General features: G+C 41.2%; 23 protein-coding genes. 11 read left to right on the top strand and 12 right to left on the bottom strand.

The genetic code is table 11. The features are described from left to right. The first annotated feature begins 41 nt into the window (after nucleotides 1-41). Both H8744_RS00530 and H8744_RS00525 read left to right on the top strand, forming a co-directional pair. On the top strand, nucleotides 42-1,001 hold the full coding sequence (locus H8744_RS00530) for an NAD-dependent epimerase/dehydratase family protein (RefSeq protein ID WP_262432964.1): 960 nt from the start codon (nucleotides 42-44) through the stop codon (nucleotides 999-1,001). 30 nt (nucleotides 1,002-1,031) lie between these two features. After that, complete coding sequence (locus H8744_RS00525; protein WP_262432963.1) at nucleotides 1,032-1,982, top strand: MraY family glycosyltransferase; 951 nt, start codon at nucleotides 1,032-1,034, stop codon at nucleotides 1,980-1,982. A 79-nt stretch (nucleotides 1,983-2,061) separates the two neighbouring features. On the opposite strand, the gene H8744_RS00520 is transcribed toward H8744_RS00525, so the two are convergent. From H8744_RS00520 to H8744_RS00505, 4 genes are all read right to left on the bottom strand, one after another. After that, nucleotides 2,062-4,158, bottom strand: coding sequence for a KamA family radical SAM protein (locus H8744_RS00520; RefSeq protein ID WP_262432962.1), 2,097 nt, complete (start codon nucleotides 4,156-4,158; stop codon nucleotides 2,062-2,064). A gap of 127 nt (nucleotides 4,159-4,285) precedes the next feature. Next, nucleotides 4,286-4,921: a DUF8491 family protein gene (locus H8744_RS00515; protein ID WP_262432961.1), complete on the bottom strand. Its 636-nt coding sequence runs from the start codon at nucleotides 4,919-4,921 to the stop codon at nucleotides 4,286-4,288. Between the two features lie 106 nt (nucleotides 4,922-5,027). Beyond that, complete coding sequence (locus H8744_RS00510; RefSeq protein ID WP_262432960.1) at nucleotides 5,028-6,428, bottom strand: alanine/glycine:cation symporter family protein; 1,401 nt, start codon at nucleotides 6,426-6,428, stop codon at nucleotides 5,028-5,030. A 7-nt stretch (nucleotides 6,429-6,435) separates the two neighbouring features. Continuing rightward, on the bottom strand, nucleotides 6,436-7,077 hold the full coding sequence (locus tag H8744_RS00505; protein ID WP_262432959.1) for an AlbA family DNA-binding domain-containing protein: 642 nt from the start codon (nucleotides 7,075-7,077) through the stop codon (nucleotides 6,436-6,438). Between the two features lie 147 nt (nucleotides 7,078-7,224). Between H8744_RS00505 and H8744_RS00500 the strand changes: the two genes are divergently transcribed. Beyond that, entirely contained in the window at nucleotides 7,225-7,401 is a 177-nt protein-coding gene (locus tag H8744_RS00500; RefSeq protein WP_262432958.1) for a BF3379 family histone-like protein, read from the top strand. A 152-nt stretch (nucleotides 7,402-7,553) separates the two neighbouring features. On the opposite strand, the gene H8744_RS00495 is transcribed toward H8744_RS00500, so the two are convergent. After that, a complete protein-coding gene (locus tag H8744_RS00495; RefSeq protein ID WP_262432957.1) occupies nucleotides 7,554-12,095 on the bottom strand; it encodes a choice-of-anchor J domain-containing protein in 4,542 nt (1,513 codons plus the stop codon). Between the two features lie 383 nt (nucleotides 12,096-12,478). Next, nucleotides 12,479-13,459 carry a peptide-methionine (S)-S-oxide reductase MsrA gene (gene msrA, locus H8744_RS00490; RefSeq protein ID WP_262436246.1) on the bottom strand — a complete coding sequence of 327 codons (981 nt, stop codon included), beginning with the start codon at nucleotides 13,457-13,459 and terminating at the stop codon, nucleotides 12,479-12,481. Between the two features lie 256 nt (nucleotides 13,460-13,715). Here msrA and H8744_RS00485 point away from each other — a divergent pair, with 256 nt between their 5' ends. The 3 genes from H8744_RS00485 to H8744_RS00475 are packed head-to-tail and all read left to right on the top strand — an operon-like array spanning nucleotide 13,716 to nucleotide 16,673. Then, nucleotides 13,716-14,615 carry a helix-turn-helix transcriptional regulator gene (locus tag H8744_RS00485; protein WP_262432956.1) on the top strand — a complete coding sequence of 300 codons (900 nt, stop codon included), beginning with the start codon at nucleotides 13,716-13,718 and terminating at the stop codon, nucleotides 14,613-14,615. Continuing rightward, nucleotides 14,612-15,877, top strand: coding sequence for a putative DNA modification/repair radical SAM protein (locus tag H8744_RS00480; RefSeq protein WP_262432955.1), 1,266 nt, complete (start codon nucleotides 14,612-14,614; stop codon nucleotides 15,875-15,877). The genes H8744_RS00485 and H8744_RS00480 overlap by 4 nt, the downstream gene beginning before the upstream one ends. A gap of 22 nt (nucleotides 15,878-15,899) precedes the next feature. Further along, nucleotides 15,900-16,673, top strand: a complete 774-nt coding sequence (locus H8744_RS00475) for a TIGR03915 family putative DNA repair protein (RefSeq protein ID WP_262432954.1) — start codon at nucleotides 15,900-15,902, stop codon at nucleotides 16,671-16,673. A 3-nt stretch (nucleotides 16,674-16,676) separates the two neighbouring features. On the opposite strand, the gene H8744_RS00470 is transcribed toward H8744_RS00475, so the two are convergent. Continuing rightward, a complete protein-coding gene (locus H8744_RS00470; RefSeq protein ID WP_262432953.1) occupies nucleotides 16,677-17,345 on the bottom strand; it encodes an MgtC/SapB family protein in 669 nt (222 codons plus the stop codon). 124 nt (nucleotides 17,346-17,469) lie between these two features. Between H8744_RS00470 and H8744_RS00465 the strand changes: the two genes are divergently transcribed. Next, complete coding sequence (locus tag H8744_RS00465) at nucleotides 17,470-17,901, top strand: ribosomal maturation YjgA family protein (protein WP_262432952.1); 432 nt, start codon at nucleotides 17,470-17,472, stop codon at nucleotides 17,899-17,901. Between the two features lie 9 nt (nucleotides 17,902-17,910). Here the strand turns inward: H8744_RS00465 and H8744_RS00460 are convergent, their stop codons facing one another. From H8744_RS00460 to H8744_RS00450, 3 genes are all read right to left on the bottom strand, one after another. Further along, entirely contained in the window at nucleotides 17,911-18,768 is an 858-nt protein-coding gene (locus H8744_RS00460) for an ion transporter (RefSeq protein ID WP_262432951.1), read from the bottom strand. Nucleotides 18,769-18,802: 34 nt separating this feature from the next. Then, entirely contained in the window at nucleotides 18,803-19,780 is a 978-nt protein-coding gene (locus H8744_RS00455; protein WP_262432950.1) for a lytic transglycosylase domain-containing protein, read from the bottom strand. Between the two features lie 672 nt (nucleotides 19,781-20,452). Next, on the bottom strand, nucleotides 20,453-20,602 hold the full coding sequence (locus H8744_RS00450) for a hypothetical protein (protein WP_262432949.1): 150 nt from the start codon (nucleotides 20,600-20,602) through the stop codon (nucleotides 20,453-20,455). A gap of 59 nt (nucleotides 20,603-20,661) precedes the next feature. Between H8744_RS00450 and H8744_RS00445 the strand changes: the two genes are divergently transcribed. From H8744_RS00445 to H8744_RS00430, 4 genes are all read left to right on the top strand, one after another. Beyond that, complete coding sequence (locus tag H8744_RS00445) at nucleotides 20,662-21,972, top strand: TIGR01777 family oxidoreductase (RefSeq protein WP_262432948.1); 1,311 nt, start codon at nucleotides 20,662-20,664, stop codon at nucleotides 21,970-21,972. Nucleotides 21,973-22,003: 31 nt separating this feature from the next. After that, the gene (locus H8744_RS00440; protein WP_262432947.1) at nucleotides 22,004-22,285 is read left to right on the top strand and encodes a GNAT family N-acetyltransferase; all 282 of its coding nucleotides are present in this window, start codon (nucleotides 22,004-22,006) and stop codon (nucleotides 22,283-22,285) included. Nucleotides 22,286-22,565: 280 nt separating this feature from the next. Continuing rightward, nucleotides 22,566-23,150 carry an SGNH/GDSL hydrolase family protein gene (locus H8744_RS00435; RefSeq protein ID WP_262432946.1) on the top strand — a complete coding sequence of 195 codons (585 nt, stop codon included), beginning with the start codon at nucleotides 22,566-22,568 and terminating at the stop codon, nucleotides 23,148-23,150. Between the two features lie 60 nt (nucleotides 23,151-23,210). After that, nucleotides 23,211-23,675, top strand: coding sequence for a MaoC family dehydratase (locus H8744_RS00430; protein WP_262432945.1), 465 nt, complete (start codon nucleotides 23,211-23,213; stop codon nucleotides 23,673-23,675). Nucleotides 23,676-23,785: 110 nt separating this feature from the next. On the opposite strand, the gene H8744_RS00425 is transcribed toward H8744_RS00430, so the two are convergent. Continuing rightward, on the bottom strand, nucleotides 23,786-24,232 hold the full coding sequence (locus tag H8744_RS00425) for a GNAT family N-acetyltransferase (protein WP_262432944.1): 447 nt from the start codon (nucleotides 24,230-24,232) through the stop codon (nucleotides 23,786-23,788). Further along, nucleotides 24,210-24,728 (bottom strand): GNAT family N-acetyltransferase, encoded by a 519-nt coding sequence (locus tag H8744_RS00420; protein WP_262432943.1) that lies wholly within the window; start codon nucleotides 24,726-24,728, stop codon nucleotides 24,210-24,212. The genes H8744_RS00425 and H8744_RS00420 overlap by 23 nt, the downstream gene beginning before the upstream one ends. Between the last annotated feature and the right edge of the window lie 30 nt (nucleotides 24,729-24,758).

Here is a 24,758-nt window from a genome sequence, read left to right as displayed (position 1 = left end):
AAGGAGGAAACCATATTATAATTGACATATTTGTTAGAATAATGAACATACTTATCACCGGAATTCACGGTTTCGTGGGAACCAATCTAGTTAGCGCCTTAAAACAACATCATGCGCTTTATGGATTGGATATTGTATTTCCTAAAAAAGAAGGAGTTGCAAAAACTTATACTTGGCATGATTTCGAACCGCAATCTTATCCTATGCAGAAGCTTCCGCAGTTTGACGCCATCATCCACCTTGCCGGCAAGGCACACGACACTAAAAATCAATCACAAACGCAAGTCTATTTCGATATTAATACAGGATTAACGCAGAAGATATTCGATTTCTTCTTGGAGAGCAATACCAAGAAGTTCATCTTTTTTAGCTCTGTGAAAGCTGCTGCCGACAGTGTGGCAGGAAATATGTTGACTGAAGATGTAATTCCCATACCGGTTGGCCCTTATGGGGAAAGTAAAATCAGGGCGGAAGAGTATATACGACAGCATCTTTCAAAAGAGAAGCAAGTTTACATTCTTCGTCCTTGCATGATTCATGGCCCCGGAAATAAGGGGAATCTGAACTTGCTTTATAATGTAGTGAAGAAGGGTATTCCATGGCCCTTGGGCGATTTTGAAAATCGTCGTTCGTTTACATCGATAGATAATCTTTGCTATGTACTAGAGGGGCTGCTGACCAGGGATGTAGCAAGTGGTATCTACCATATGGGTGATGATGAAGCAATGTCTACCAATGAACTGATCGAGACGATGTGTGAAGTGATGGGGAAGAATGCTCACATCTGGAGGATGAACAGGAAATTCATGGAAGGGTGTGCCGGACTGGGTACGTTACTGCATTTGCCTTTGAATACAGAGCGTCTTCGTAAGCTTACGGAGAATTATGTTGTGAGTAATGCCAAAATAAAAAAGGCATTGGATATTGAAAAAATGCCATTTACGGCAAAAGAAGGATTGGTGAAAACTATTCGAAGCTTTCTAGACTCCGGAAAAATATAACGGGATTACGTATAATAAAAACAATAGGTTATGTATTATCTTATCATATTGGTTCTGCTATTCCTGGCAGAACTTTTTTATTTCCGTATAGCCGATAAATGCAATATAATCGATAAGCCCAATGAGCGTAGTTCGCATACCCGGATTACTTTGCGCGGAGGCGGGATAATTTTCTATTTTGGTGCTTTGGTCTTTTTTCTGACGAACAGTTTCGAATATCCTTGGTTTATATTGGCTTTGACTTTGATTACCTTTATCAGTTTTGTGGATGACATTCGTTCCACTTCCCAAGGTTTGCGTTTGGCGTTTCATTTCGCGGCCATGGCATTGATGTTCTACCAGTGGGGATTGTTTTCGCTTCCTTGGTGGACGATTCTTGTGGCACTGATAGTCTGTACGGGTATCATTAATGCATATAACTTTATGGATGGCATCAATGGAATAACAGGAGGCTATTCTTTAATAATACTGGGTACGTTGGCTTATATAAACATTAAGATTGACTTTTTTGCAGATCAGCGTTTGATCCTTATAATGCTTTGCGCTGTATTAGTCTTTAATTTCTTTAATTTTCGAAAACGTGCCAGATGCTTCGCAGGTGATGTTGGCTCTGTGAGTATGGCTTTTGTTATTTTGTTTTTGATTGGTAAGTTGATTATAAAGACTGAAAATTTTAGTTGGGTTATTTTGTTAGTTGTTTATGGAGTTGATAGTGTCTTGACAATTATTCATCGTTTGCTGCTGCATGAGAATATCGGTTTACCACACCGGAAACATCTATATCAGATTATGGCGAACGAACTTGAAGTTTCTCATGTGATGGTATCTTTGATATATATGGCGGTGCAACTTGGAATTATTATCGGGTATATCAACTGTTATGCTTATGGGTATACATATCTTGTAGGAAGTATTATTCTGTTAAGTGTTATTTATATTTGGTTTATGAAGAAATATTTTAGTTTGCATTTACGGAAATAGTTAATGTGTTACTCCTTATTTATAATTTATATAATAATAGCCGGAACCTACGTTTTATTGGAATTCCGGCAGTTATTATTTATCCTATTTCTAAATTACTCATCCTCTCTGTCATTTGGAATTCGAACTCAGGATATTCATATAAACTGAACCGGGGTTCTGTTTTACCTGCCGTATATTTCCAAATGCTGGAATAGTCTTCCGGATCTTCTCCCATTTTTCCTAATTGCCTGAGATATGCGGCAATAGATTTGTTTTCTACTATGTAAATCTGTCCCATTTTGTCAATAATCGGGCTATGGCGACGAGTATCATCATGGTCGAAACGTAGAATGCGTTTACCATCTTCTGTAATTCCTATAAGATTGAATGTCATACTTTTGCCGATTGCTGGTAGATTGAGTACGCTTCGGTCGGTAGCAAGGAAGGGAAGATGGTGTTTTTTCATGAAACGACGGATGTGGGAGGCACTGTCTTCACCTCTCTCAAGTAAAGTGTAGAGTTCGGTAGCTTGTTCATTTGTCAATCGGCCAAATACCTTTTCTTCATATTGTTCTTGGAGTGAACGGCTGTTGGGTGTGAACATAGCGTAGTTTTCGTTGAAGCCTTTTACTGAGAATGTATAATAGCAGACCACCCCTAATGAATTGAGAATCTGGCGTAGTCGGGTGGTATGTCCCCTGCGTGAAGCTGCTACGGTATAGACCAATTGGTTAGTGATTAACCATCCGGCTGATAGTATTTTATCGATTGCTTCTTTAGTTTCGGGTGTGATCTCTAAAGGAGTCTGTAAGTGTGTTTGGATAATGAACTGTTTAACACCTATAGCGGACGCTTTGTCTTTAAATTCACGCAGTATTTCTATCAACTCATCATTAATCCGCATAGGAAGATAGGCGGGTAATCTGGAACCAAGACGTACTCGCTGTAATTCAGCATATTTTTCTCCTTCCGGCCGTCCAAGGTTTGCTTTCCGTTTTCGTGCTGCCATGCGGTAGACCGCTTCAAGAATATTCCGTAGTGTTTTGTTTTGGCTCATTAAGGCATCACCACCCGTAATTAGGATGTCACGCAGTTGTGTGTCTTCTTCAAAATAATTCATGAGCCGCCGTAGTTTATGATCCCAGCTCTCTTTGGGGCGTAATGTGGCAAACTCAAAATTGAGACGTTCACTTTGAAAGTCGTACATGCGTTGGCAAGAAGCACACAACCCGCCACAGGCGCGTCCCATAGTGTCCGGAATTAAAATTGCAACTTCGGGATAGCGGCGGTGGATGTTGTGTCCGTCCGGTAATAACCATCCGGCAGCATTGGGCTTTCCGGCTTCAACAATATCTTCTTTTTCCCAAGCATGAATATTTCCGTATGTCTCGACTAAACGTGGTGAATAGAGGATATAACTGCGTATAGCATCATCGTTATATCCATCACCGGTAATATCGAGTAATGACAGATAGTAAGGTGTGGCGAAGAATGGCATTCCCTTTTTGCGGGCACGTGAAAGCAGATACATCGTTTCTGATGATAATGAGTTGCCTAGAAAACGATTTAATTCGGCAGGGCTTTTTATCGCCATCGATAAATGGAAGCGGAAATCATTCCACCATTGACTGACAAGTAAATATTTCTCTTCATAACTTAATCCTTCGTCAAACCGAAAACGGGTGGAACCTGATTTCCGGTTTTCTATTTTTTGGATTAACAGATGTAACATTCTCTCTTTGTTTTGGTTACGAAGTTCTATGACTTCTTTATCCAATCCGGTGGGCCATCGTTCGGTCCGGTTCTTTATTCGTTGGGAGGAAGGAAGTTGCCTATCCGGTTCTTCCAGACGTTTGAAAAGATAGAAAAGATCGATGAATAAATCTGTCGGCATCTCAACATTCTCTAAAGTTCCTGTGAGGAAGTGCCGGAGAAATACAAGTGTCTGTACTGACATGTCTCGGTCTGTAGACAGTTCATGTATCTGTGTGCCGTCATAATCAATCAGGAGTCGAATTTGCTTGCCTGTACTACTTTCAACTTGTGGATGAAGTGACAAGAAGCTGTCGAGGCGGTTTCTGAAGTCTTCGTCACTAAGACTTTCAGTTGCCAGCTGGCATAACTCCGGTAACTCCTGTTGATAAAGTTGTTTTAATTGGGAAAGAGTAAAGGTTAGCATTTTCTTTTGTTTCATAAGCGATTGTTTTTGGGAAGGTTTATAATCAGAATAGTTGCCTAAAAATAACAAAAAAAGCGGAGGTAATTATCCTCCGCTTTTTGATAGCCTGTTTCTTTTACGATTCTTTTTTGTTTCGTAACATTTATGCTTTTGTTTCGTCGTCTTTACGTTTTGGCTCTTTTTTTGCCAGTAAAACGATGTTGTAGACATATTCTGTCATCCATTGTTCGGAGTAACCAAGACGTTCTTTGTACTGCCGTACAGTAGCTGCTGTTTTGTGTACGTCATCAGCTTTCCATACGGTTTTAGTACATACGTCATGTACGGTCTTTTCCGTCATGGAACGAAGTGCTTTCTTGAAGACGGAAGGCATACGGAATTTCCATTGCATAAGATTTCCCATCAACATCATTAAGTCGTTAGAGAAACCTTGATACATGAAAAGGTAGGGTTGGATGTCGTTTTGGTTACGACAGTTTTTCTTGATGGAAGTGTCGATTTCCTTGAAAAAAGATTCACTAATGCCATAATCCTCCATTAGCATTTTCCGAGATGCCGATTTTTCAGCTAATCCCAGTTTTCCACCTTGTGTCGGGACTTTAAAGAGGCGTTTGAATTGTGCCACATCCGGTAAAAATCGAATGTTAGTGATACCAAGATTGACGGCAATGACAGATTGAAAATATACGCGCGTCAATGACACGAAATCTTCTACATTGCCAACTGCTTTACCATCGGCTTCAGATTTTTTCTTGAATAAATTAGCGAATATGCTCATAGTTATGATAATTACAAATTAGAATCTTACTGTTGCGAGTGCAAAAGTACGAAATAAGTTGATTTACACCAACTATTCGTAATTCGTAATTTATACTTAATGTTCTTTACCAGCATTCAATGTCTTTTTCAATATCTTTCATTTTGTCTTTGGTGAAGACAGGGCTTTTGATGCCTGCTTTCTTTTGCGCGCGATAATCCTTTAATAATCTGAATGCATATTTTCCTAGAAAACTAATAGCTATCAGATTGCAGATCGCCATTAGCCCCATGGTGATATCCGCTAAGCTCCAAACAAAATCAAGGGTGGCAAGCGAACCGAAAAGTACCATCCCACCTACTAAAATTCTATATCCATAGACCACCCATTTCCGTTGAGTCAGATAGCGAATATTGGCTTCGCCATAATAATAATTTCCAATGATACTGCTGAATGCAAAAAAGAAGAGAGCGATCGCCACAAAGATACCTCCGGAGGCACCTATTTCGTTATTTAGGGCATGTTGTGTGAGTTGTACGCCATTGGCAGAACCATCGAGAGGGGCACCACTGAACAGAATTATAAATGCTGTACAAGTACAGATAATTAATGTGTCGGTAAAAACTCCTAACGTCTGAATCAGTCCTTGCTTCACCGGATGGGATACAAAGGCAGTGGCTGCAACATTCGGAGCTGAACCCATACCGGCTTCGTTACTGAATAACCCGCGTTTGATGCCCTGCATCAATGCTACACCAACACCTCCGGCTATAGCCTGTTGCCATCCGAATGCATGGCTGACGATTGTTTTGATGACTCCAGGCAGATGTGTAATATTTAATAATACAATGATGAGTGCCAAGCCTATGTAGGCTAATGCCATTACGGGAACAATGATACTGCTAACCTTTGCTATGCGTTGGATTCCCCCAAAAATGATGATGAGTGTAAGTCCGGTAATAATAATTCCCATAGGTACGTGATTGAATCCGAAAGCATGTTCGATAGCTGCACATATGGTGTTACTCTGTACCGAATTGAAAGCGAATCCAAATGTAATGGTGATGAGTATCGCAAATAAGATTCCCATCCATGGCTTTTTCAATCCTTTTTTCATGTAATAAGCTGGTCCGCCGATAAAAGAATCTTTGCCCTTTGTCTTGTATAACTGCGCTAAAGTGGACTCTACAAATGCACTTGAAGCTCCCAATAAAGCAATAATCCACATCCAAAATACGGCACCGGGTCCTCCAACCGCTATTGCGGTGGCTACACCTGCCAAGTTACCGGTTCCTACGCGACTGGCCAACGATATGGCAAAAGCTTGAAAAGAAGAAATATGCTTTTCTCCTTTTTCTCCTTTCCCTGTGGAATCACCTAACAGGCGTACCATTTCACGGATCATGCGGAATTGTACAAAATGCGTCTTAAAGGTAAACCATATTGCACATCCTAACAACAGGGCTATCAGGATATAAGTCCAAAGTACATCATTAATTGTAGTTATCCAATTATAAATCCAATTCATTTATTTCTTATTTCAGTCGGAAGTAAAATTTATGATTCTCGAATATCGGTTCCACTATATCGAATCGGATAAATTTTGCCAGCAGGTGTTCTGCTGCCCGGCGGGATATATTGGCTTGGCGACAGTAGCGATTCAATGAAAGTGATGAATTTTGTTCCAATAAGTCGAGTAGGAGCTGTTCGCGTTCTGTATACTCTATCAGCTCTCCTATAGGGCTGCCACTTTGTTGCCATACTTTCAAATGTACCGGAGTGGCCAGTATATTCTCATCTTTAATACGTATGTAAGCAAGTGGTTTACCTGTTTCATCTTTGGCGTATACAGGTTTGGTTTCACTTTCATCTATCTGCACTACTAATACAGAACGTCCATCTACGTGAAATGTTTGCATGGAGTAGTGAACTTCGGGCAAACAATAGAGTTGAGCCGCTGCCTCAATCATATATTTCTCTTCGTCTGAACGTACACCGGCAATTTTGCCATTATCTTTAACGCCGATTAGTAAGCGTCCTCCATCAGTGTTTGAGAAAGCTGACAGAGTTTTTGCTATTTTACGGGCATCGGAAATCTCGAATTTAAAGTCTTGTTGTTGATGCTCTCCTTCAGCTATTAAAACATGTATGTAATCGTTGTCAGTACGTGGTTTCATAGATGCAAAAGTACGGAAAAAAGGCGAATACATAGCTTTTCGATTTATTTTCGGTGATTATTTCAAAAAAAATATTGTTTTTATGTGTTTATTTCGGGAAAGAGTGTATTTTTGCCAATCATTATTAACGAAGAAATAAAAAGAATTATGAAAGAATTAGTAGAAAAGATTGCAGCTTTGGTAGCTGAATTCAACAAGGATGCAAATGCACAGATCGAGAACGGTAACAAGGCTGCTGGAACACGTGCCCGCAAGGCTTCATTGGAAATTGAAAAAGTAATGAAAGAGTTCCGTAAAGTATCTTTGGAAGAATCTAAGAAGTAATTTGCCGAATAGCAAGAAACGTGAAAGCCAAACCTAAAGAGGTCTGGCTTTTTTATTTTCCATTCAAGTTTTTATAAGTTTGATTCTTACCTATGATCATAGGTAAGAATCAAAACATTATCCGGCATATTTTTATGCCTTTGATTTTCAGTTTATCCTTTCACTGCTACCTTGAATACGTTTTCTCCCACTTTGACAATATACATGCCCTTTTGAACAGGGAAGTCTGCTCTTCCTGTAACATTGCGAGATATGATGGATATACCATCCATAGCATAAATGGTAGCCGGTTGCATGTTTTCAGTGATGATGGTGATATGATTCTTTTCACCATATACTTGGATTCCTGCTTCAATCTCACTAATGCCGCTTAAAATAGAAACTTCAACTGCTTCAGAGGCATTAGATTCACCACGATCATAAACGACAGACACCTGATATTTATGGTTGCCTTCCGGTAGATTAGTATCTACGAAGGTCGGTTCGGTCAATAAGGCGTCATTGATTTTCTGACCGTTTCGGAAGATATTGTATCCGCTTACTTTGAGTGCATATATTGCAGAAGTGTAGCTGATATCATCAATCAATATACCCCACCCGTCTTCTGCCATATAATGGATTGCAAAATAGCGGGCTTCTTCCGGTAATGTAGCTTCTACCTTTTCCCACTCAAATCCAGCTTCGCCCTCTTGAAGTACTTTGAATTCTTTGGGATCTTGTGTGGTGGTTGAATACATTATCTGATAATATTCTTCTGTTGTTTTTTCGTTGATACGATGAATATAGAAACTAACTTTTGTTCCTCCTAAAACTTCAGGGGAAATCAGGTAATCATCATTGTAAGGTGCTACTCCATCAATATTAACATTTGCATACCAAGAAATGAAGCATTGATCTCCTGTTCTTGGTTGTATGGATGGATACAATTCCGGGGTCGCTTCTATATAGGCGGGTGCCCAAACTTGGAAGGCTTGGTTTACTCCTTTATTGGGATAATCTGGCAAATCGCTCATAGAGCCGCAACCATGTTGGTCTCCATCATATGTTATCCAATTGCCTATATTGTTGATAGCGAATGGTTCATAATCTTCTACACTATCCTCGGTTTCTTTGACATCAGTCGGAATTACCGGAGGTGTCCAGGTTAAAGTAACTTCGTCCCCTTTAGCTGTACCATTTAAGTTTTCGATTCCCGGATACCAGGTACCTTTAATGGTTGTAGTAACAGAGGACGTTTGGTTGTTTTCCGTGTTTCTATCTTTATCATACGTAATAACAGCGTAGAATACGCTCTCTTTATCTGCTGTGGAAGCATTTAATATCACTTTGGCATCTACTGTTTTTGCCTCACCCGGTTCGATGTCATCTCCTTTTAAAGATTGTATCAGGTTGTCGTCCTGATATAAATCGATAGTATATCCGGAAGCTGCTTGCAGACCACGGTTAAAATATTCTATAGAATAAATACCTTCTTCATTGACATTTGCGTTGGTAGTACCACTGAATCCGGCAATTGCTAAATCGTAGTCCTCTTGTTCGTCAATATGAATATTGTCAACGTAGAAATACATCCAGTTATTATCGGTAGAACCTCTTAGACCAAATTGTACTTGTTTGGCATTTTTGAATTCGGATAAATCTATTCGGTGTTCTACCCATCCTTCTCTGTCATAAGCTGCTGTAATTGCTTCGCCTACTTGTATGAATTCACCACCATCAACTGAAATTTCAATTGCTATTTTTGTCATACCACCGTCAGCCTCTACGTCATCTGCATTCCAATGGAACATAAAGAAGCTGAAAGTGGGGTTCTTGCTACCACTCAAATCAAAAATAGGAGTTTTCAAACGGCTGTCTGCTCTGTCATCCCAACTGTTTTGGAATTTAATAAATCCTTTATCATCATCTTGCGGATAGACACCGGCACTTTTATCATTGGTGAGACATTCCCAACCGAATGATCCTTCTATTGACTCTGTAGTCCAAGGATATATATGGAATTGTCCTTTGGGGAAAGATTCCCATTCAGGTGTTGTGTATGGGGTACCTACAACGATGAAGCGTGCATCTGCGCTGCTGATTCCACTCTTTGTATCTGCAGTTACCGCATAATAATAACTTTCCTGTTTTCCTGTAACTTCCTGTTCAACTTGTATATCGGTATAAGTCAGTACTTTCAGGTCTTTTTCCAATTGCTCAAATTCGTCTCCATCCAAACTTCGCCATACGGAATAGGTTACATTATTAATATCGAAATAGCCTCCGTTAGCTCCTTTTTCTGGGGCTTTCCAAGTGAGACATACATGCATGTTGCCATCAACTGTTTTGGCTGTCATATCCTTGACAGGTTCTGAGATATCTGGGCCAATCCAGACTGTTTTAGAGTGGGCTAATCCTTCTTTTTGATCTATTAAAGCTACTATGCGATATGTGTTTTGGCCTAAAACAGGATTTTCATCTTTCCATTGAACAGGACTACCGGGAGTCGTTTCAATCTCTTTTGCTAATTCATCATTGCGATAAATATTAACTTTCAAAGGATTGGAAATTTCCGTATCGTTAATCAATTTATTCGGAGCATTAAATGATAACTCGGCAAAGGCTTCTCCCATTTCTCCCGGAATAACTTTCAGATTGTATACGGAATCTGGTATTTCGGAGGACATACCTGCTTCTAATTTTATGTCAAATAGATTTAGGTAAAAGCCTTCCAAACCGCTATAAGCATAAAATCCAATGTAATAATTACCGTCTTTCGGGGCTTTTACGACTGCTGAATAATCTGTTCTCCACCTATCATTAATATTTTGCAAATCAAGAACGGTTGAATGATCTTTCGGATCTGTAGATGTACCGATAGTTACTCTTAGATTAGAAGTAGCTCCCATATTGATGCTGAATCCGAGATCATATAAATTCTTACCGTCCAGATGAATAGCCGGTGTTATCAGCCAGTCATTGCCAACATGCTCATTATCGGAACAGAATTGCATTAATTTCTCATCTTCTTTCCAGAACCATAAGCTCATATTGTCATGACCGTCATTGTCAATGTCCAGATAGGTATATAATGCCTTGCATAACTCGCCATCACTGAAATCATCGTAAAATGGTAGTTCATACGCTCCAACGGAAAGTACTTTATTCGAAACTCCGGTTCCTCCCTCTTGTCCATTATATATGGCAGTCACTTCATAATAGTATTGTGCAGTTGCATTAGTCACTACATCCTCACAGGAAGTTACCCCTGCCTGAGTTGTTGTGATAAGCAGTCCTTCATCATCGCCAGCGTGGCGTACGACTTTATAGGATATTTCAGCCGGATTGATATATCCGTCATTCAATCCTTTTACCGGAGCCTTCCAAGTCAATGTTGCTTTTTTATCTTCTATATTAAGAATGATATCAGTCGGTGCGCTTGCATTGTCTTTCCCGATATAAACAGTTATACTGTTTTTAGGACCGTTACCGGAAGCATTTGATGCAATAGCATAGAGGGTATAAAGCTCGTTGGCTTTAAACGTATAGTTTTCTTTTTTCACGGTGGCACCAGGTGCGACATCTTGTTCGATTATTTTTTCTCCAGCTGAATAGATGGTTACTTTTACCGTACCGGATAGGTTATCTCCTTTTCTGTCTTTTATCGGTGCTACGCAGGACAGTGTTCCTGTTAAACTACCATTTTGGTCGGGCGTAAATTTAAGATCGGATACAGATGATGGTGCTGTCTCTGAAATTTCCGGGGTTTCGATAAACATTCCTACAATTTCTTCACCATTTGGCATATCATCAATTTTATATGCAGCGCCACTCTGGGTATTTACTTCATATAATGCAGATTCGGTATCATTGATAAACGCCCAGTATAGTTTTCCGGTAATTGGATCACAAGTCATGGATTGGGCATATTTAGGAGCTAAGCCCGTACTTCCAATATAGGTTTCTTTTCCATCTTTATCCAATTTGTAAAGCGCTCCGTTGTCTGAAATACCATAGAGCGTACCATCGGGTGAGGCTGCCAAAGTGATAAATGACATACTGAGGTCACAAACTTTAGTAAAAGATCCATTCTCTTTATCCATTATACTAAGATAGAAGCTGTTTGAGTCGGCTCCATATGTTATACCATAAACATTGTCTGATATGGGATCGTAAGTTAGAGAAGAAGCATAAGGAATATTGCTCCACACCGTTTCGTTTTCGTATGAATTTATTTCTTCCCAAGTGTCACTGTTGTATACAGTGCATGATAAATATAATATTGATCCAAAGAATTCGGTTACAGAATAAATATAATATTTTCCTTTTGCGAAGACCGCTCTTGGCGAATTGAAATTCTCATTCTCTTTAATTGGAGTGAGAGTGAAATTACCTTTAGCCTCGAATGAATATATACCATAATGAAGGTTTTCTTCTGTCCAATTGTTTGCGGAAATTACACAGCCATTGATAATAGTCCCATCTCCGACAGATTTAGCAAAGTGCTTACCTGATGCGTAGTCCTTGGGTAATTTGAAAGGCATTGGTGTTTTGAAAGAACCGGATAATGAAAGTGGTTTACTTCGCGTCCATTGTAAGCCTTTAGTTGTCCCAGTTCGTTGGATTGGAACTTTAGCATTGGAAGATTTTTGTGCATTTACATTCAATGAACATAAGGCACCAATAACCAAAAGTAGTGTAAACAGATGTTTCATGTTTTTTTGATTAGAATGTTAATAATAGATTTAACTCACAAGATTGGAGTGCAATGATATGAATTTTATTATTGATAACGAAAAATATTGATATGTTTAAAAGCAACTTTTATTAATATATATATAGAAAAGATAGGAAATGATGGCTGGATATTAGTGTTTATGCGATTAATGCAGGTACATTGTTAACATTACCTATAGAATATTACAATGAGAATGATGAAAATATAGTATTTAATTATGACTCTTTATGGGGGAAGTGCAATCTATGTTCAGATATAAAGTAATTGTAGTTTAGGTGTCTATTACAGTTATTTGGGGGAAGACTGATGACGAGTGTTGAACGAGTCTTCCCCTTTATATATTTTGGAATCTTATTCTTTTTATTTATCGTTATCGATCAATTTCAGATACTCTCCATATCCTTCTTCCTGCATCTTATCTTTTGGGATAAAACGCAATGAAGCACTATTGATGCAGTAACGTAATCCGCCTTTGTCTTGTGGCCCGTCCGGGAAGACATGTCCCAAATGTGCATCACCCGTTTTACTGCGCACTTCAGTACGGATCATTCCGTGGGTAGTATCGATGTTTTCTTTGATCAAGGATTTATCTATCGGTTTAGTGAAACTTGGCCAACCACATCCGGAATCGAACTTGTCGGTTGAAATAAATAATGGCTCACCGGTAGTGATATCTACATAGATTCCAGGACGTTTTTCATTCCAATATTTGTTGTGGAATGCAGGTTCGGTAGCATTTTTTTGAGTAACGGCAAACTGTTCAGCGGTCAGTGTAGAACGAAGTGTTCCTTCGTCCGGCTTTTTATAAACAGGTTTTGCGGCAGTTTTAGCTGCATTGGCTTTTTTAGCTATCTCAAACAATGCGGGGTTAATGTGGCAGTAACCTCCCGGATGCTTATCCAGATAATCCTGATGATAATCTTCTGCTTTGTAAAAGTTGGATAAAGGTTTGATCTCTACAACAATCGGTTTTGAATAGTCCTTTGCCAGAGCCTGTACGGTTGCCTGAATAACAGGGAGGTCTGCTTTATCCGTATAGTAAATTCCGGTACGGTACTGGGAACCGCGGTCGTTACCTTGGCGGTTGATGCTGGTAGGGTCAATGGTTTTGAAGTACAGATCGATCAATAGGGGAAGTTTTACTTCTTGCGGATCATATACGACTTTTACAGTTTCGGCAAAGTTTGTATTTCCACTGCATACCTGTTCGTACGTAGGGTTGGCAATGTTTCCATTGGCATACCCTACTTCCGTGCTTTCTACTCCTCTGATTTGTTTCAGAAAATGTTCCGTACCCCAGAAACATCCACCGGCAAAGTATATTTCACTCTGATTCTTCATATTACTGTTCTTTTGTTTATTAAGATTATTACTCTGCACTCCTTGTGCGTTATTTATCACCGAACTACCCATTAAGAGCAGTATAGACATGACAATTGTTTTCATATTCTTTACTATATATCTATAACAATCAAAGTTCAACGACTTACTTGTTTGAAGCGACTTTTTTTAGTTATTTCACTATATAAATAACTTCTTATGCTTGTTTTTGGCATAAACAATCTGCTACTTTGCAGCAGAATCAAAGGTATAGGATATGGCAAAGCAACAATTCAACAAACTGATCTGGCTGGTAGATACGATTTACCGGAACGGCCCTGTAACTTTTGCGGAGATAAACCACCGTTGGAGGGCAGGAGATAGTACACGTGTCGATATCCCTTTACGGACATTTCATAACCATCGGCAGGCTATAGAGGAAATGTTCGATATAAACATTGAATGTGACAAAAGTACGAATACATACTACATTGCCGATGCGGAGGGTATGCTGGGTGATAAGCTTAAAATGTGGTTGTTGAATAGCTTTTCATTGAACAATATTCTGCAGGAACATGTAGATATGAAGAATCGCATCGTATTTGAAGAGGCTCCTTCGGGTTTGCAATACATGGACATTGCCGTGGAAGCAATGCGGGCAGGTAATATAGTATTGATGGATTATCAAGCTTATAATTGGGATCGTCCTAAGCATGTGTTACTTGAGCCTTATTTCTTGAAACAGTTCCGTCATCGATGGTATTTGATCGGGATAAATCGTGAGTATAAGGCTTTCCGTGCTTACTCGCTCGACAGGGTAAAACAGATGGTAATGGGAGAAGATACATTTACATTTCCGAGGAAGTTCGTAGCCGATGATTATTTTGAAGATTGTTTCGGTATTATCAGGGAAGAGAATCTATTTCCGCAACGAACAGTGCTGAGAGTTGCTGCCGGGCAAGCTCCCTATCTGCGGAATTTACCTTTGCACCGGAGCCAAAAGGTGATTGCGATGACGAATGAATATGTTGATTTTGAACTTTGTTTGTCCCATACTTATGACTTCATTCAGGAATTGCTATCGAAAGGAGCCACAATTGAGGTACTTGAACCTCAAAGCCTGCGAGATAGAATGGAAGAGGAAGTAATGAAGATGCAAAAACTATATGGCTTATGAATGAAAATGTTCTTGGGAAGTTGAAGATATTGGCAGAGTCTGCCAAATATGATGTTTCATGTGCCTCAAGCGGTACGGTTCGTTCCAATAAGCCGGGTGCTTTGGGAAACACTGTAGGAGGCTGGGGGATATGTCATAGCTTTGCTGAAGACGGGCGATGCATCTCGTTGTTGAAAATCATGTTGACGAACAATTGTATTTATGATTGTGCATATTGCATTAACAGGAGGAGCAATGACTTGCCACGCGCCACTCTTACCGTATCTGAATTGGTGGATCTGACAATCGAATTTTACCGGCGCAATTATATTGAGGGCTTGTTTCTGAGTTCGGGAGTGATCAATAACCCGGATTATACTATGGAGCGCTTGGTCCGGGTGGCCAAAGATCTCCGTGAAGTACATCATTTCAATGGATATATACATTTGAAGAGCATACCCGGTGCCAGCCGGGAACTGGTTAACGAAGCCGGACGCTATGCCGACCGGTTGAGTGTAAATGTGGAAATACCCAAAGAAGAGAATTTGAAGAGACTTGCTCCGGAAAAGGATCATAAAAGTGTGTTTGCACCGATGAGCTACATACAGCAAGGAGTGTTGGAAAGTAGTGAAGAACGGAGGAAATTTCGTCATGCTCCCCGTTTTGCACCTGCCGGACAAAGCACTCAGATGATCGTAGGTGCTACGGCGGAGACAGATAAAGACATCCTTTTTCTCTCTTCCGCCCTTTATCAGCGGCCTACCATGAAGCGCGTCTATTATTCGGGTTATATCTCCGTGAATACGTACGATACCAGGTTGCCTGCCTTGAAGCAACCTCCTCTTGTGCGTGAACACCGCCTTTATCAAGCGGACTGGCTGATGCGTTTTTATGAATTTAAAGTGGATGAGATTGTGGACGACTCTTATCCTGACCTCGATCTGGAGATTGATCCGAAACTGTCATGGGCACTCCGGCATCCTGAGCAGTTCCCGGTAGATATCAACCGTGCCGATTATGAAATGTTGCTTCGCATTCCGGGACTTGGGGTAAAGTCCGCCAAACTAATTGTGGCATCACGGCGTTATTCCAGACTGGGTTATTATCAGCTTAAAAAAATAGGAGTGGTGATGAAAAAAGCTCAGTATTTCATTACTTGCAGTGAACTTCCTATGAAGACGGTAAATGAGATGACACCGCAAACTGTACGCAGTTTGCTGATCCCGAAATCCCATAAAAAGAAAATAGACGAGAATCAATTGTTGCTTGATTTTCAAGATTAGAACGTCCGTTTAGATAGTGCCTATGAATATATTTATCTACGATAAGACCTTTGAGGGATTGCTGACCGCTGTGTTCGATGCTTACAACCGCAAGACTTTCCCGGATTTGCTGCTTTCGGCAGGAGATGCTTTACCTTTGTTTTATGAAGAGTCTTTCACCGTGATTACCGATGAAGAGAAGGCCGGACGCGTCTGGCGCGGATTGCAGAAGAAGTTATCTTCGTCCGCCCTTTCGTCACTTACGTGGTGCTGGCTTTCGGAACTCCCCGAGGTAGGTATGCTATTGTTTCGTTACATCCGGAAAGCAATCGATTCTCCGAGGTCTATAGAAACCAATTTCAGTGATCCCGATGTGTTGGAACTTTCACGGATATGGAAACGTGTGGATTGGGAACGGCTCCGTATGGTGCAGTTTGTGCGTTTTCAGAAAGCTGCTGACGGTACTTTCTTTGCTGCTTTTGAACCGCAACACAATGCGTTGCCTCTTGTTGTCAACCATTTCAAAGACCGTTTTGCCGATCAGAAATGGCTGATCTATGATATGAAGCGACGTTATGGGTATTATTACGATTTGCAGACGGTGGAAGAGGTAACTTTTGACGATGAAAGCAGTACCTCCCATCTTATCACCGGTATGCTGGATGAAACGCTGATGGATAAGGATGAGAAACTCTTCCAGCGTTTATGGAAAACCTATTTCAAATCTATCACCATCAAAGAGAGACTCAATCCGAGAAAACATAAACAGGATATGCCGGTACGCTATTGGAAGTATATTACGGAGAAACAGAAATAAACTTCATTCGATACTGTTCACCAGTATGTCCGGAAATTCCTGTAATAAGGACAGCAAATGCCCTTCGTCATAATGCTTCTTCGATTTTAAAACCATCGTCACTTGATATATTATGGAATCTTTATATCCTTGTTTTTCCACCTGATAAGAAACGATGGTATAAGATCGGGTATTGAACTTGTCGGTAATGGCCTTCAGGATATCTTTATTGTCTGTAGAAAACGAAATCATATAACTTTTCATTCCCAACCTTTTAAATATCAGGCTCAGAGCTTCGAGTCCGATGAGTGTCAGCACGGTAGCCGAGATGCCGAGTATATACATACCTCCTCCGATCGCCAGACCTATTCCGGCTGTCGCCCATAATCCAGCGGCAGTGGTCAGGCCACGGACTATCTGTTTCTGGAAAATGATGGTTCCCGCACCGATAAATCCGATGCCGCTCACTACTTGTGCGGCAACACGGCTTGGATCGAGTGTCACGCTGCTTTCCTTTATAATATCCTGAAATCCGTATTGTGAAACGATCATGATCAAAGCACTACCCAGTGATACCAGGAAGTGAGTACGGTATCCGGCTTCTTTTGCCCGATATTCCCTGTCCAAACCGATCACGGCTCCCAATATTCCCGCCACCAATAATCTTAATGCGAAGTCAAAATCCAGTGTCATATGTGTTGCCTCCTTTCTATCTTGTTTTTATTTCATTAAATTACCTCCTAAAGATACGATTGTTTTAATAAATAACGTACTTTTGCAGTCAAAAGATTAGTGCCTACCTGCATAAAATGTTGATATGAAGAAAAGATTGATCTATCTGCTATGTTTTCTTGTCCTGCTGATAATAGAATTCTTTATCGGGGCATACGTTCATGATGCTTTTGTCCGTCCTTATATCGGTGATGTGTTGGTAGTGCTACTTATTTACTTCTTTATAAGGATTTTCATCCCCCGCTCTTTAGTTTGGTTGCCGGTCTATGTGTTTTCGTTTGCCTGTTTCATAGAGGTGCTTCAGTATTTTCAGTTTGCTGACATGCTGGGCTTGTCTGGTAACGTGTTTGCCCGGATTGTTCTGGGTTCTACTTTCGACTGGCTGGATATCGTATGCTACGCAATTGGCTGTCTGCTCTTATGGATTGCGGAATGGACAAGCCGGAGGATGGAAAGGCGCAAAAGAGCTTCTCAGGCGTATTTGGGGTATAAAAGACGGACGCATTGGTATCTTTGACCGTTGCGTTTACTTTTTCTCGTCCGGATGTAACAAGTGCCCGCAGTATTTGCAGTATGTGGCGTTCTCTTCATGTCCTGTCTTTTGGCAGTTGGGGCATGCAAAGCCTTTCAATTTCTTGTACTCTTTCATCATCGAAACGGAAACGATGCCTGTAGGAACCGCAATGATGGTATAGCCTATCAGCATGACACATGCAGAAAGGAACTTTCCGAGTGCGGTAGCGGGAGTGATATCACCGTAGCCCACGGTTGTCATGGTTACTATTGCCCAGTAGATGCTATTGGGGATGTTGTTGAACTGCGTATTGGGCTGGGTACCTTCTATCATGTACATCAGTGTGCCGATGGCGGTTACCAGGATGACGACAAAGAGAAAAAATACCGCAATCTTCTTGCTACTCTCTTTCAATGAAGTGAGCAACCTTTCACCTTCCATCCAGAAATTGAAAAGTTTGAAAATACGAAATACCCGGATGATGCGGAAAGCCCGGATCACTAACAGGTATCTTGCTCCCGGCAGAAAGAAAGCGAGATAGAGGGGCAGAGTTGCCAATAAGTCGATGATGCCGAAAAAACTGAAGATGTATTTGCGTGGATTCGGTGAACAGTAAATCCGGGTGATATACTCGAAGGTGAAGAAGGCTGTGAACAGGTATTCGAGTATGACAAAAGGAGTTGAAAGCCAGGAAGGAAGTCCTTGCAGGCTTTCGATTATAGCAAGCAGTATGCTTAGGATGATGCAAACGATGAGAACCACGTCAAACAACTTCCCTGCCGGAGTATCGGACTCGAAAATGATGACATACAACTTATGTTTCAACGCCTGATTGTGCAGAAAATGATTGAGTCGATCCTTGAGTTTCATAAATCCTGTTTGATAAATCAAATGATTAGAACATCTAATCAATCACCCACTTCGGGTTGTGCGGAACTGTCTTTTTCGGGTTATAGTTCATGCCTTCCTGCGTCGGTATATGGATAACATACCGTTTCCCGCTTTTGTTCTTTAACGAATGGGCGCGGAGCCAAGGATTCGCATCACGAAGTTGGGCATAAGTGATTCCGTTTTGCTGGGCATATTCGTCCAGATTGGCTATTTCGGTGTCCACAATTACTTCCTTATAAGGTATTTGTGGATACAAATGTTCCCGTTTCAGAAGAAAACCGTACCGCTGTGGGTTGTTGAATATCTCTTTTGCAGCCAACAGGCGGAACATGTAACGGGAAGTCTCTTCCACAAGCCAGAGATCCATTGCATGATCTGCCAGTTGTTTATCCAATTCGGTGGAGATGCGGCCTTGGCCAGCATTATAGGCAGCGGAAACGGATATCCAGTCGCCATATTTGGCATAAGCCTGTTTGAAGTAATCGCAGGCGGCCATGGTGGCTTTCCTTATATTATAACGTTCATCTACGTTATCGTTTACTTCAAGTCCGAATTCACGACCGGTGGCGGGCATGATCTGCCATAGTCCAGCGGCTCCCGACGGGGAGCGGGCGATGGGATTAAGGCTACTTTCGATGACCATGAGATATTTGAAATCGTCCGGAATGCCGTTAGCCTTCAATATAGGTTCGATGACAGGGAAATACCGGTTGGCGCGTTTCAGCATTAACATGGTAGTGGAATGCATATAGGTGAAAGCCATCATTTCCCTGTCCATCCGTTCATGACGGTCGTAGCGGCGCAGATCGATGGTTTTCCCGTCAAATACTGCCTCTTCCGGTACGCTGGGAGGAGTGACGCAATAGGGTACTTCGGATTTGATGGAATGAGGCTCACCGGGCTGAATGCTGCCGATGAGGAAAGGAATGGCGGCTCCGGCACAGAGGGCAAGCGCAAATCCGATGATATAGTTGGTACGTATAGGTTTCATTTGACTTCTTAATTTTATTGTGGGATGTAAAGATACATATTTTCTTTTTAAACTTAACCAGGGAGATTGGTCAAAATGACAATTTGTATTTTCTATCGCTTATAGATAACATTTTTCCGTGCCTTTGGTTGATAAGTTTGAAAAACTCACTCTATTTTAAATAGTGGAATATTAAAAAGGAAACCGAATGTCCGTTTGGTGCGCATATCATTGGGCATGTTTCGTATTTTGCTGATAAAAGATGCGAAACTTGCTATTCTCCGATCTTTTTGTTGCTTTAAAATCGGTCGTTCTTATCGGACGACTGGAGAAAAATAGTCCTGTTTCTGTCTACTGATGACTTCTCAAGCATCTCTTCGGTGATGTTCGACTACTTCCTCACCGATGAAGGGGCGGTTGCTCACCGATGAAGGGACGGTTGCTTACCGATGAAGAGACAGTTGCTCACCGATGAAGGGTATATGAATCTATCTTTACCGTATATTTATAACCTTTTCTCTGTCCTTTCTTGCATATTATTTCATCCGGAAGAGAAGAGGGCTATTTATCTGGAGTTTTATTTAAAAGTCTATGTTAGGAAATAGGTGTATTTTTGATCTTTCTGTCAGGAAAGGATCGGCTTTTACAGATTATTGCTTAATTGCTGGCACCCCGGCAGTGATAAATACTGCCTTAGAGGTAGTTACCTTTTACAAGGTGACTCAACTGTTCGGTCAGGTAACGGGCTTCGGGTGCTTCAATCATGGCAAGAGTTTTTTTAGGGATGCAGTAGCGTTTTTCGCTTTCATGCGTGCAAAGATAATCCCATTTCGTTTCCTGCAAAGAACTTTTCCTGCTTTTAATACGTTCTGTAGTATATATTAAGAAAACGTATCATCGCAATGAATATAGCAATCAGCGGAGCCAGCGGCTTCATAGGCAGACATCTCACAGCATACTTCACGGAGCGCGGGCACCGGGTAATACCTCTGGCACGGCCCATGTTTCGTGAAGGTATGCTGGGATATCTGACCCAAGCGCTGTCGCACTGTGATGTGGTGATCAATCTGGCGGGGGCACCCATCAGTAAGCGTTGGACACCGGAGCATAAGCGTGAACTCTATGACAGCCGAATCCGCGTGACACACCGCATTATCAGTGCGTTGAACGCTGTGCGTACCAAACCGAAAGTCCTGATCTCTGCTTCTGCCGTAGGGATTTATCCGACGGAAGGAGATAGTGACGAATATACCAATACCCGGGGTGGGGGATTTCTTGCTGATTTGTGTTATGCATGGGAGAAGGAGGCACGGCGTTGTCCATCGCAGACTCGTCTTGTCATCACCCGTTTCGGCATTGTCATCTCTCCGGACGGAGGCGCAATGGTACAGATGTTGAGGCCGTTGAAGTTAGCAAAAATAGGAACAGCCATTGGCCCGGGAACTCAACCATTTCCGTGGATAGACATACGTGACCTTTGCCGGGCAATGGATTTTATCATCCATAATGAATCTGTCAGCGGGGTGGTGAACTTGGTGGCACCTCAGCAAGTTTCGCAATGGGCTTTTACTAAAGCCATGTCAAAAGCTTACAATGCAGGGTTGACGCTCATTGTGCCAAAGTTCGTGTTTCGTTTCATGTATGGTGAAGCGGCCTCCTTTCTTACCACAGGACCATCTGTCCGTCCCACACGGCTGAAGGAAATGAATTTCCGGTTTGAGACACCTACATTAGAAAAACTCTTTTCGGGTACAGATCGCACTACAGTGGACGAACTTGATTTGAAGCGTTATTTAGGGCGTTGGTATGAGATAGCCCGTTACGATCATCGCTTTAAACGTGGCATGTCGGAGGTGACGGCTACTTACACATTGCTGCCCAATGGAACTTTGCGTGTGGAGAATGAGGGAGTTCGCAACGAGGAAGGCAAAAAGATACATAAAAAGGCGATCGGTAAGGCTTATGTTCCCGATCCGGCATTTCCGGGACGGTTGAAGGTTTCCTTCTTCCTTTGGTTTTATTCCGATTATTATGTTTTGGAATTGGATACCGTAGGGTATAACTATGCTCTTATCGGAAGCCGTTCCGACAAGTATTTGTGGATATTGAGCCGTACGCCTCATTTGCCCGAAGATATAAAGAAGAAATTGCTGCATGCAGCCGCACAGCGTGGGTATGATACGGGAAAGCTGATGTGGATTGAGCAGATTTAAAGATATGTAGAACCAGTAAATAGATTGAGTTATGGAATTTGAGATTATTCATGTGCCCGAACAGAGAATGTTCAAAACTGAAATAGAAGGCCGGACGGCTTTTGTACAATACCGTTTGTTGAACGGATGTCTGGATATAATCCATACCATCGTCCCCCGTCCTTTGGAGGGTAATGGAATTGCGGCTGCGCTTGTGAAAGCTGCTTATGATTATGCTTTGGCAAATGGTTTAAAACCGAAAGCAACCTGTTCTTATGCAGTGAAATGGTTGCAAAGGCATCCTGAACTGAATGATATCGTAGGTGTCGATTAATAAAATGCTGAGTGATAAATATATCTCATCACGGGAAATACGGATTTATGTGGGTTTGTGATCTTGGTTTAGAAATAGAATTCCTGTAAATCCGTAGGATTAGTGGTGGGATATTATTTTCTACTTTCTTTTCCGTTTTTTCTGCCATTCAAAGGACCTGTTCGTACAAAAACGGAGTTGTCTGTGATAATAAAATCATTTTTGTATGCTCATTTCATTCCTTTTGATTACAATTGCAAGATATAAACAAACTCAAAGTAATTATTAAAAGATCGTTAGTATGTCTTTAGTTGATCCAGTCTCATGTGCTTCTTCAGAAAAACCTGTCTTTGCTTTTGTCGGCAACAGTCATATCGCTTTTTGGCCGCTTGAGGTCTACTTCCCGAAGTGGGAATGTCTGAATTTCGGTGTTCCGGGTGAAGGTATCGACTATATAGAATCATTTGACAAAAATGTGAGCGATAGTAATGCCGTCGTCCAGTTTGGTACAAACGATATCTATCGGCTGACTTATGATACTATGGAAGCTTATGCAGACCGTTATGTGAAGGCGGTAAAGGCGATTTCTGCCCGGAGGACTTTTCTTTATTGTATTTTTCCACGGAACGATTATCCCGGAGGAAGCACGGCTGTGAACAAGTTTATCGCTGCACTGAACGATAAGATACGTTCAAGGGTAACGGGCAGTGATATCGTATATCTCGATGTCTTCGACCGGCTTTTATTGGATGGACGGCTGAATCCGGATTTCACTATCGATGATGTCCATTTGAATAGTGGTGGATACAGGATATTGACAAATGCCTTGAAGGAAGCTGCCGGTAAGTGTCCTGATCTTTTCTCTTGCCAGGAGATACGCGGATAACTGATAATATTTCGTACATTTGCACTCCATATTCAAAAAGAATTCATTAAATATAAAAACATGGATAAGGTAATAATTAACTCTTATGAAGATTTTGAAAAGCTGGTAGGCCAGCAAATAGGTGTTTCCGATTATGTGGAACTGCCTCAGGAACGTATCGATCTTTTCGCAGATGCAACGTTGGATCACCAGTGGATACATGTGGATACGGAACGTGCAAAAGTGGAAAGCCCTTTTCATAGCACGATTGCGCACGGTTATCTTACGTTGTCGATGCTGCCGTTTCTTTGGAATCAGATCATTGAAGTGAACAATCTGAAGATGATGATTAATTATGGCATGGATAAAATGAAGTTCGGTCAGGCTGTCTTGGCTGGGCAGAGCATCCGTCTGGTTGCCAAATTGCAGTCTCTGGCAAATTTGCGGGGGATTGCGAAAGCTGAGATTAAATTTGCCATTGAAATTAAAGATCAACCTAAGAAAGCGATCGAGGGTGTGGCAACTTTCTTATATCACTTCAATTAAAAGCATTGGTGCAAGTTTCCACGGATTACGCAACTTTCAATTTTCTAAAGCTGTGTAATCCGTGAAGAGATAATGATCCCATATGTTAGTTGGAATCATTTTGCGCAACATTACAAAGGTTTTCTTAAATAAACCATATCTGTTAACAGCTTTCCATCTTCTATAATCGGATGATCATAATTCTTTGTAAAGAAGTCAGGAATACGATGTGAGTATGTAAAACCGCAATGTTCGTAGAACGGTATGCTCAACGGGCTGTCTCCGGTGCCTACCAACATTGTATGGCCATTCTTTTTATAGTGTTGGCATAGGAAATCGATCAATCGCTTCCCATGCCCTTTTCGTTGGAAAAGTGGTGCGGTTGCAATGTTCTTGATTTCATACACGCCTTCTCCTTCATTGGTAACGACACAGACGGCAACGGTTTTATCCCCATCAGTGAGGACGAACATTTCGCCTCTTTCCAGATACCGGTCGATCATTGACTCCTGTTCATCGGCGAGCAACAAGAGGTCAAGATAATCTTTTTTGTTTTCAATAACCTGAGAGATTTTCATTAGACACCGTTTTAAAGCTTAAGTATTTTTTCATCACGAAGTTAATCATTTCCACCTGGTTGACACTAACGGTCTGTTTCCTTTCCGTCTGATAGCCCATGAACTCGAAAAAAGGTTTTGCGGTTTTACTGGCTTCTGTGAAGACGAATTCAGCATGGTGTCGGCCAGCGAAACTCTCTGCAGCTTTAAGTAAAAGGCTTGCAACCTTTTGCCGTTGATAATCCGGGGCTACAAACATGCTATGCAGATAACCTTTTTTGTTGATCGAAGTAAAACCGGCAATCATATCCTTTTCTGTATCTTCCGCTACAATGAAATGCAAATCACTTTCCAGCAATTCTTTCCATCGCTCTGGGGAGGCTTTGTTTATCCAAGCATCTATTTGCCTTTTCGAATAATGGCGAATGCAAGTTTGTCGTACACTCTTTTCAAAAACCGGTTGTAAAAGGGATAGGTCATTGAGATTGGCTTCTCTTAGAGAAAAATTCGTATTCATGCCGATTAACTTATTTATCCTCTTTTTCAG

This window comes from Jilunia laotingensis (genome assembly GCF_014385165.1).
In the GTDB taxonomy this organism is placed as follows: Bacteria; Bacteroidota; Bacteroidia; order Bacteroidales; family Bacteroidaceae; genus Bacteroides; species Bacteroides laotingensis.
The sequence above is the reverse complement of the archived record's forward strand: the minus strand, read 5'-3'. Positions and strand labels throughout refer to the sequence as shown.

Excerpts from the sequence above, each read along its gene's own strand:
- H8744_RS00420 (WP_262432943.1), bottom strand. The coding sequence starts at position 24,728 with ATGAATACGAATTTTTCTCTAAGAGAAGCCAATCTCAATGACCTATCC.
- H8744_RS00505 (WP_262432959.1), bottom strand. The coding sequence starts at position 7,077 with ATGAAACCACGTACTGACAACGATTACATACATGTTTTAATAGCTGAA.
- H8744_RS00470 (WP_262432953.1), bottom strand. The coding sequence starts at position 17,345 with ATGACACTGGATTTTGACTTCGCATTAAGATTATTGGTGGCGGGAATA.
- H8744_RS00485 (WP_262432956.1), top strand. The coding sequence starts at position 13,716 with ATGGCAAAGCAACAATTCAACAAACTGATCTGGCTGGTAGATACGATT.
- H8744_RS00445 (WP_262432948.1), top strand. The coding sequence starts at position 20,662 with ATGAATATAGCAATCAGCGGAGCCAGCGGCTTCATAGGCAGACATCTC.
- msrA (WP_262436246.1), bottom strand. The coding sequence starts at position 13,459 with ATGAAGAATCAGAGTGAAATATACTTTGCCGGTGGATGTTTCTGGGGT.
- H8744_RS00460 (WP_262432951.1), bottom strand. The coding sequence starts at position 18,768 with ATGAAACTCAAGGATCGACTCAATCATTTTCTGCACAATCAGGCGTTG.
- H8744_RS00475 (WP_262432954.1), top strand. The coding sequence starts at position 15,900 with ATGAATATATTTATCTACGATAAGACCTTTGAGGGATTGCTGACCGCT.
- H8744_RS00425 (WP_262432944.1), bottom strand. The coding sequence starts at position 24,232 with ATGAAAATCTCTCAGGTTATTGAAAACAAAAAAGATTATCTTGACCTC.
- H8744_RS00520 (WP_262432962.1), bottom strand. The coding sequence starts at position 4,158 with ATGAAACAAAAGAAAATGCTAACCTTTACTCTTTCCCAATTAAAACAA.
- H8744_RS00480 (WP_262432955.1), top strand. The coding sequence starts at position 14,612 with ATGAATGAAAATGTTCTTGGGAAGTTGAAGATATTGGCAGAGTCTGCC.
- H8744_RS00430 (WP_262432945.1), top strand. The coding sequence starts at position 23,211 with ATGGATAAGGTAATAATTAACTCTTATGAAGATTTTGAAAAGCTGGTA.
- H8744_RS00440 (WP_262432947.1), top strand. The coding sequence starts at position 22,004 with ATGGAATTTGAGATTATTCATGTGCCCGAACAGAGAATGTTCAAAACT.
- H8744_RS00515 (WP_262432961.1), bottom strand. The coding sequence starts at position 4,921 with ATGAGCATATTCGCTAATTTATTCAAGAAAAAATCTGAAGCCGATGGT.
- H8744_RS00455 (WP_262432950.1), bottom strand. The coding sequence starts at position 19,780 with ATGAAACCTATACGTACCAACTATATCATCGGATTTGCGCTTGCCCTC.
- H8744_RS00525 (WP_262432963.1), top strand. The coding sequence starts at position 1,032 with ATGTATTATCTTATCATATTGGTTCTGCTATTCCTGGCAGAACTTTTT.
- H8744_RS00510 (WP_262432960.1), bottom strand. The coding sequence starts at position 6,428 with ATGAATTGGATTTATAATTGGATAACTACAATTAATGATGTACTTTGG.
- H8744_RS00465 (WP_262432952.1), top strand. The coding sequence starts at position 17,470 with ATGAAGAAAAGATTGATCTATCTGCTATGTTTTCTTGTCCTGCTGATA.
- H8744_RS00435 (WP_262432946.1), top strand. The coding sequence starts at position 22,566 with ATGTCTTTAGTTGATCCAGTCTCATGTGCTTCTTCAGAAAAACCTGTC.
- H8744_RS00530 (WP_262432964.1), top strand. The coding sequence starts at position 42 with ATGAACATACTTATCACCGGAATTCACGGTTTCGTGGGAACCAATCTA.
- H8744_RS00495 (WP_262432957.1), bottom strand. The coding sequence starts at position 12,095 with ATGAAACATCTGTTTACACTACTTTTGGTTATTGGTGCCTTATGTTCA.
- H8744_RS00500 (WP_262432958.1), top strand. The coding sequence starts at position 7,225 with ATGAAAGAATTAGTAGAAAAGATTGCAGCTTTGGTAGCTGAATTCAAC.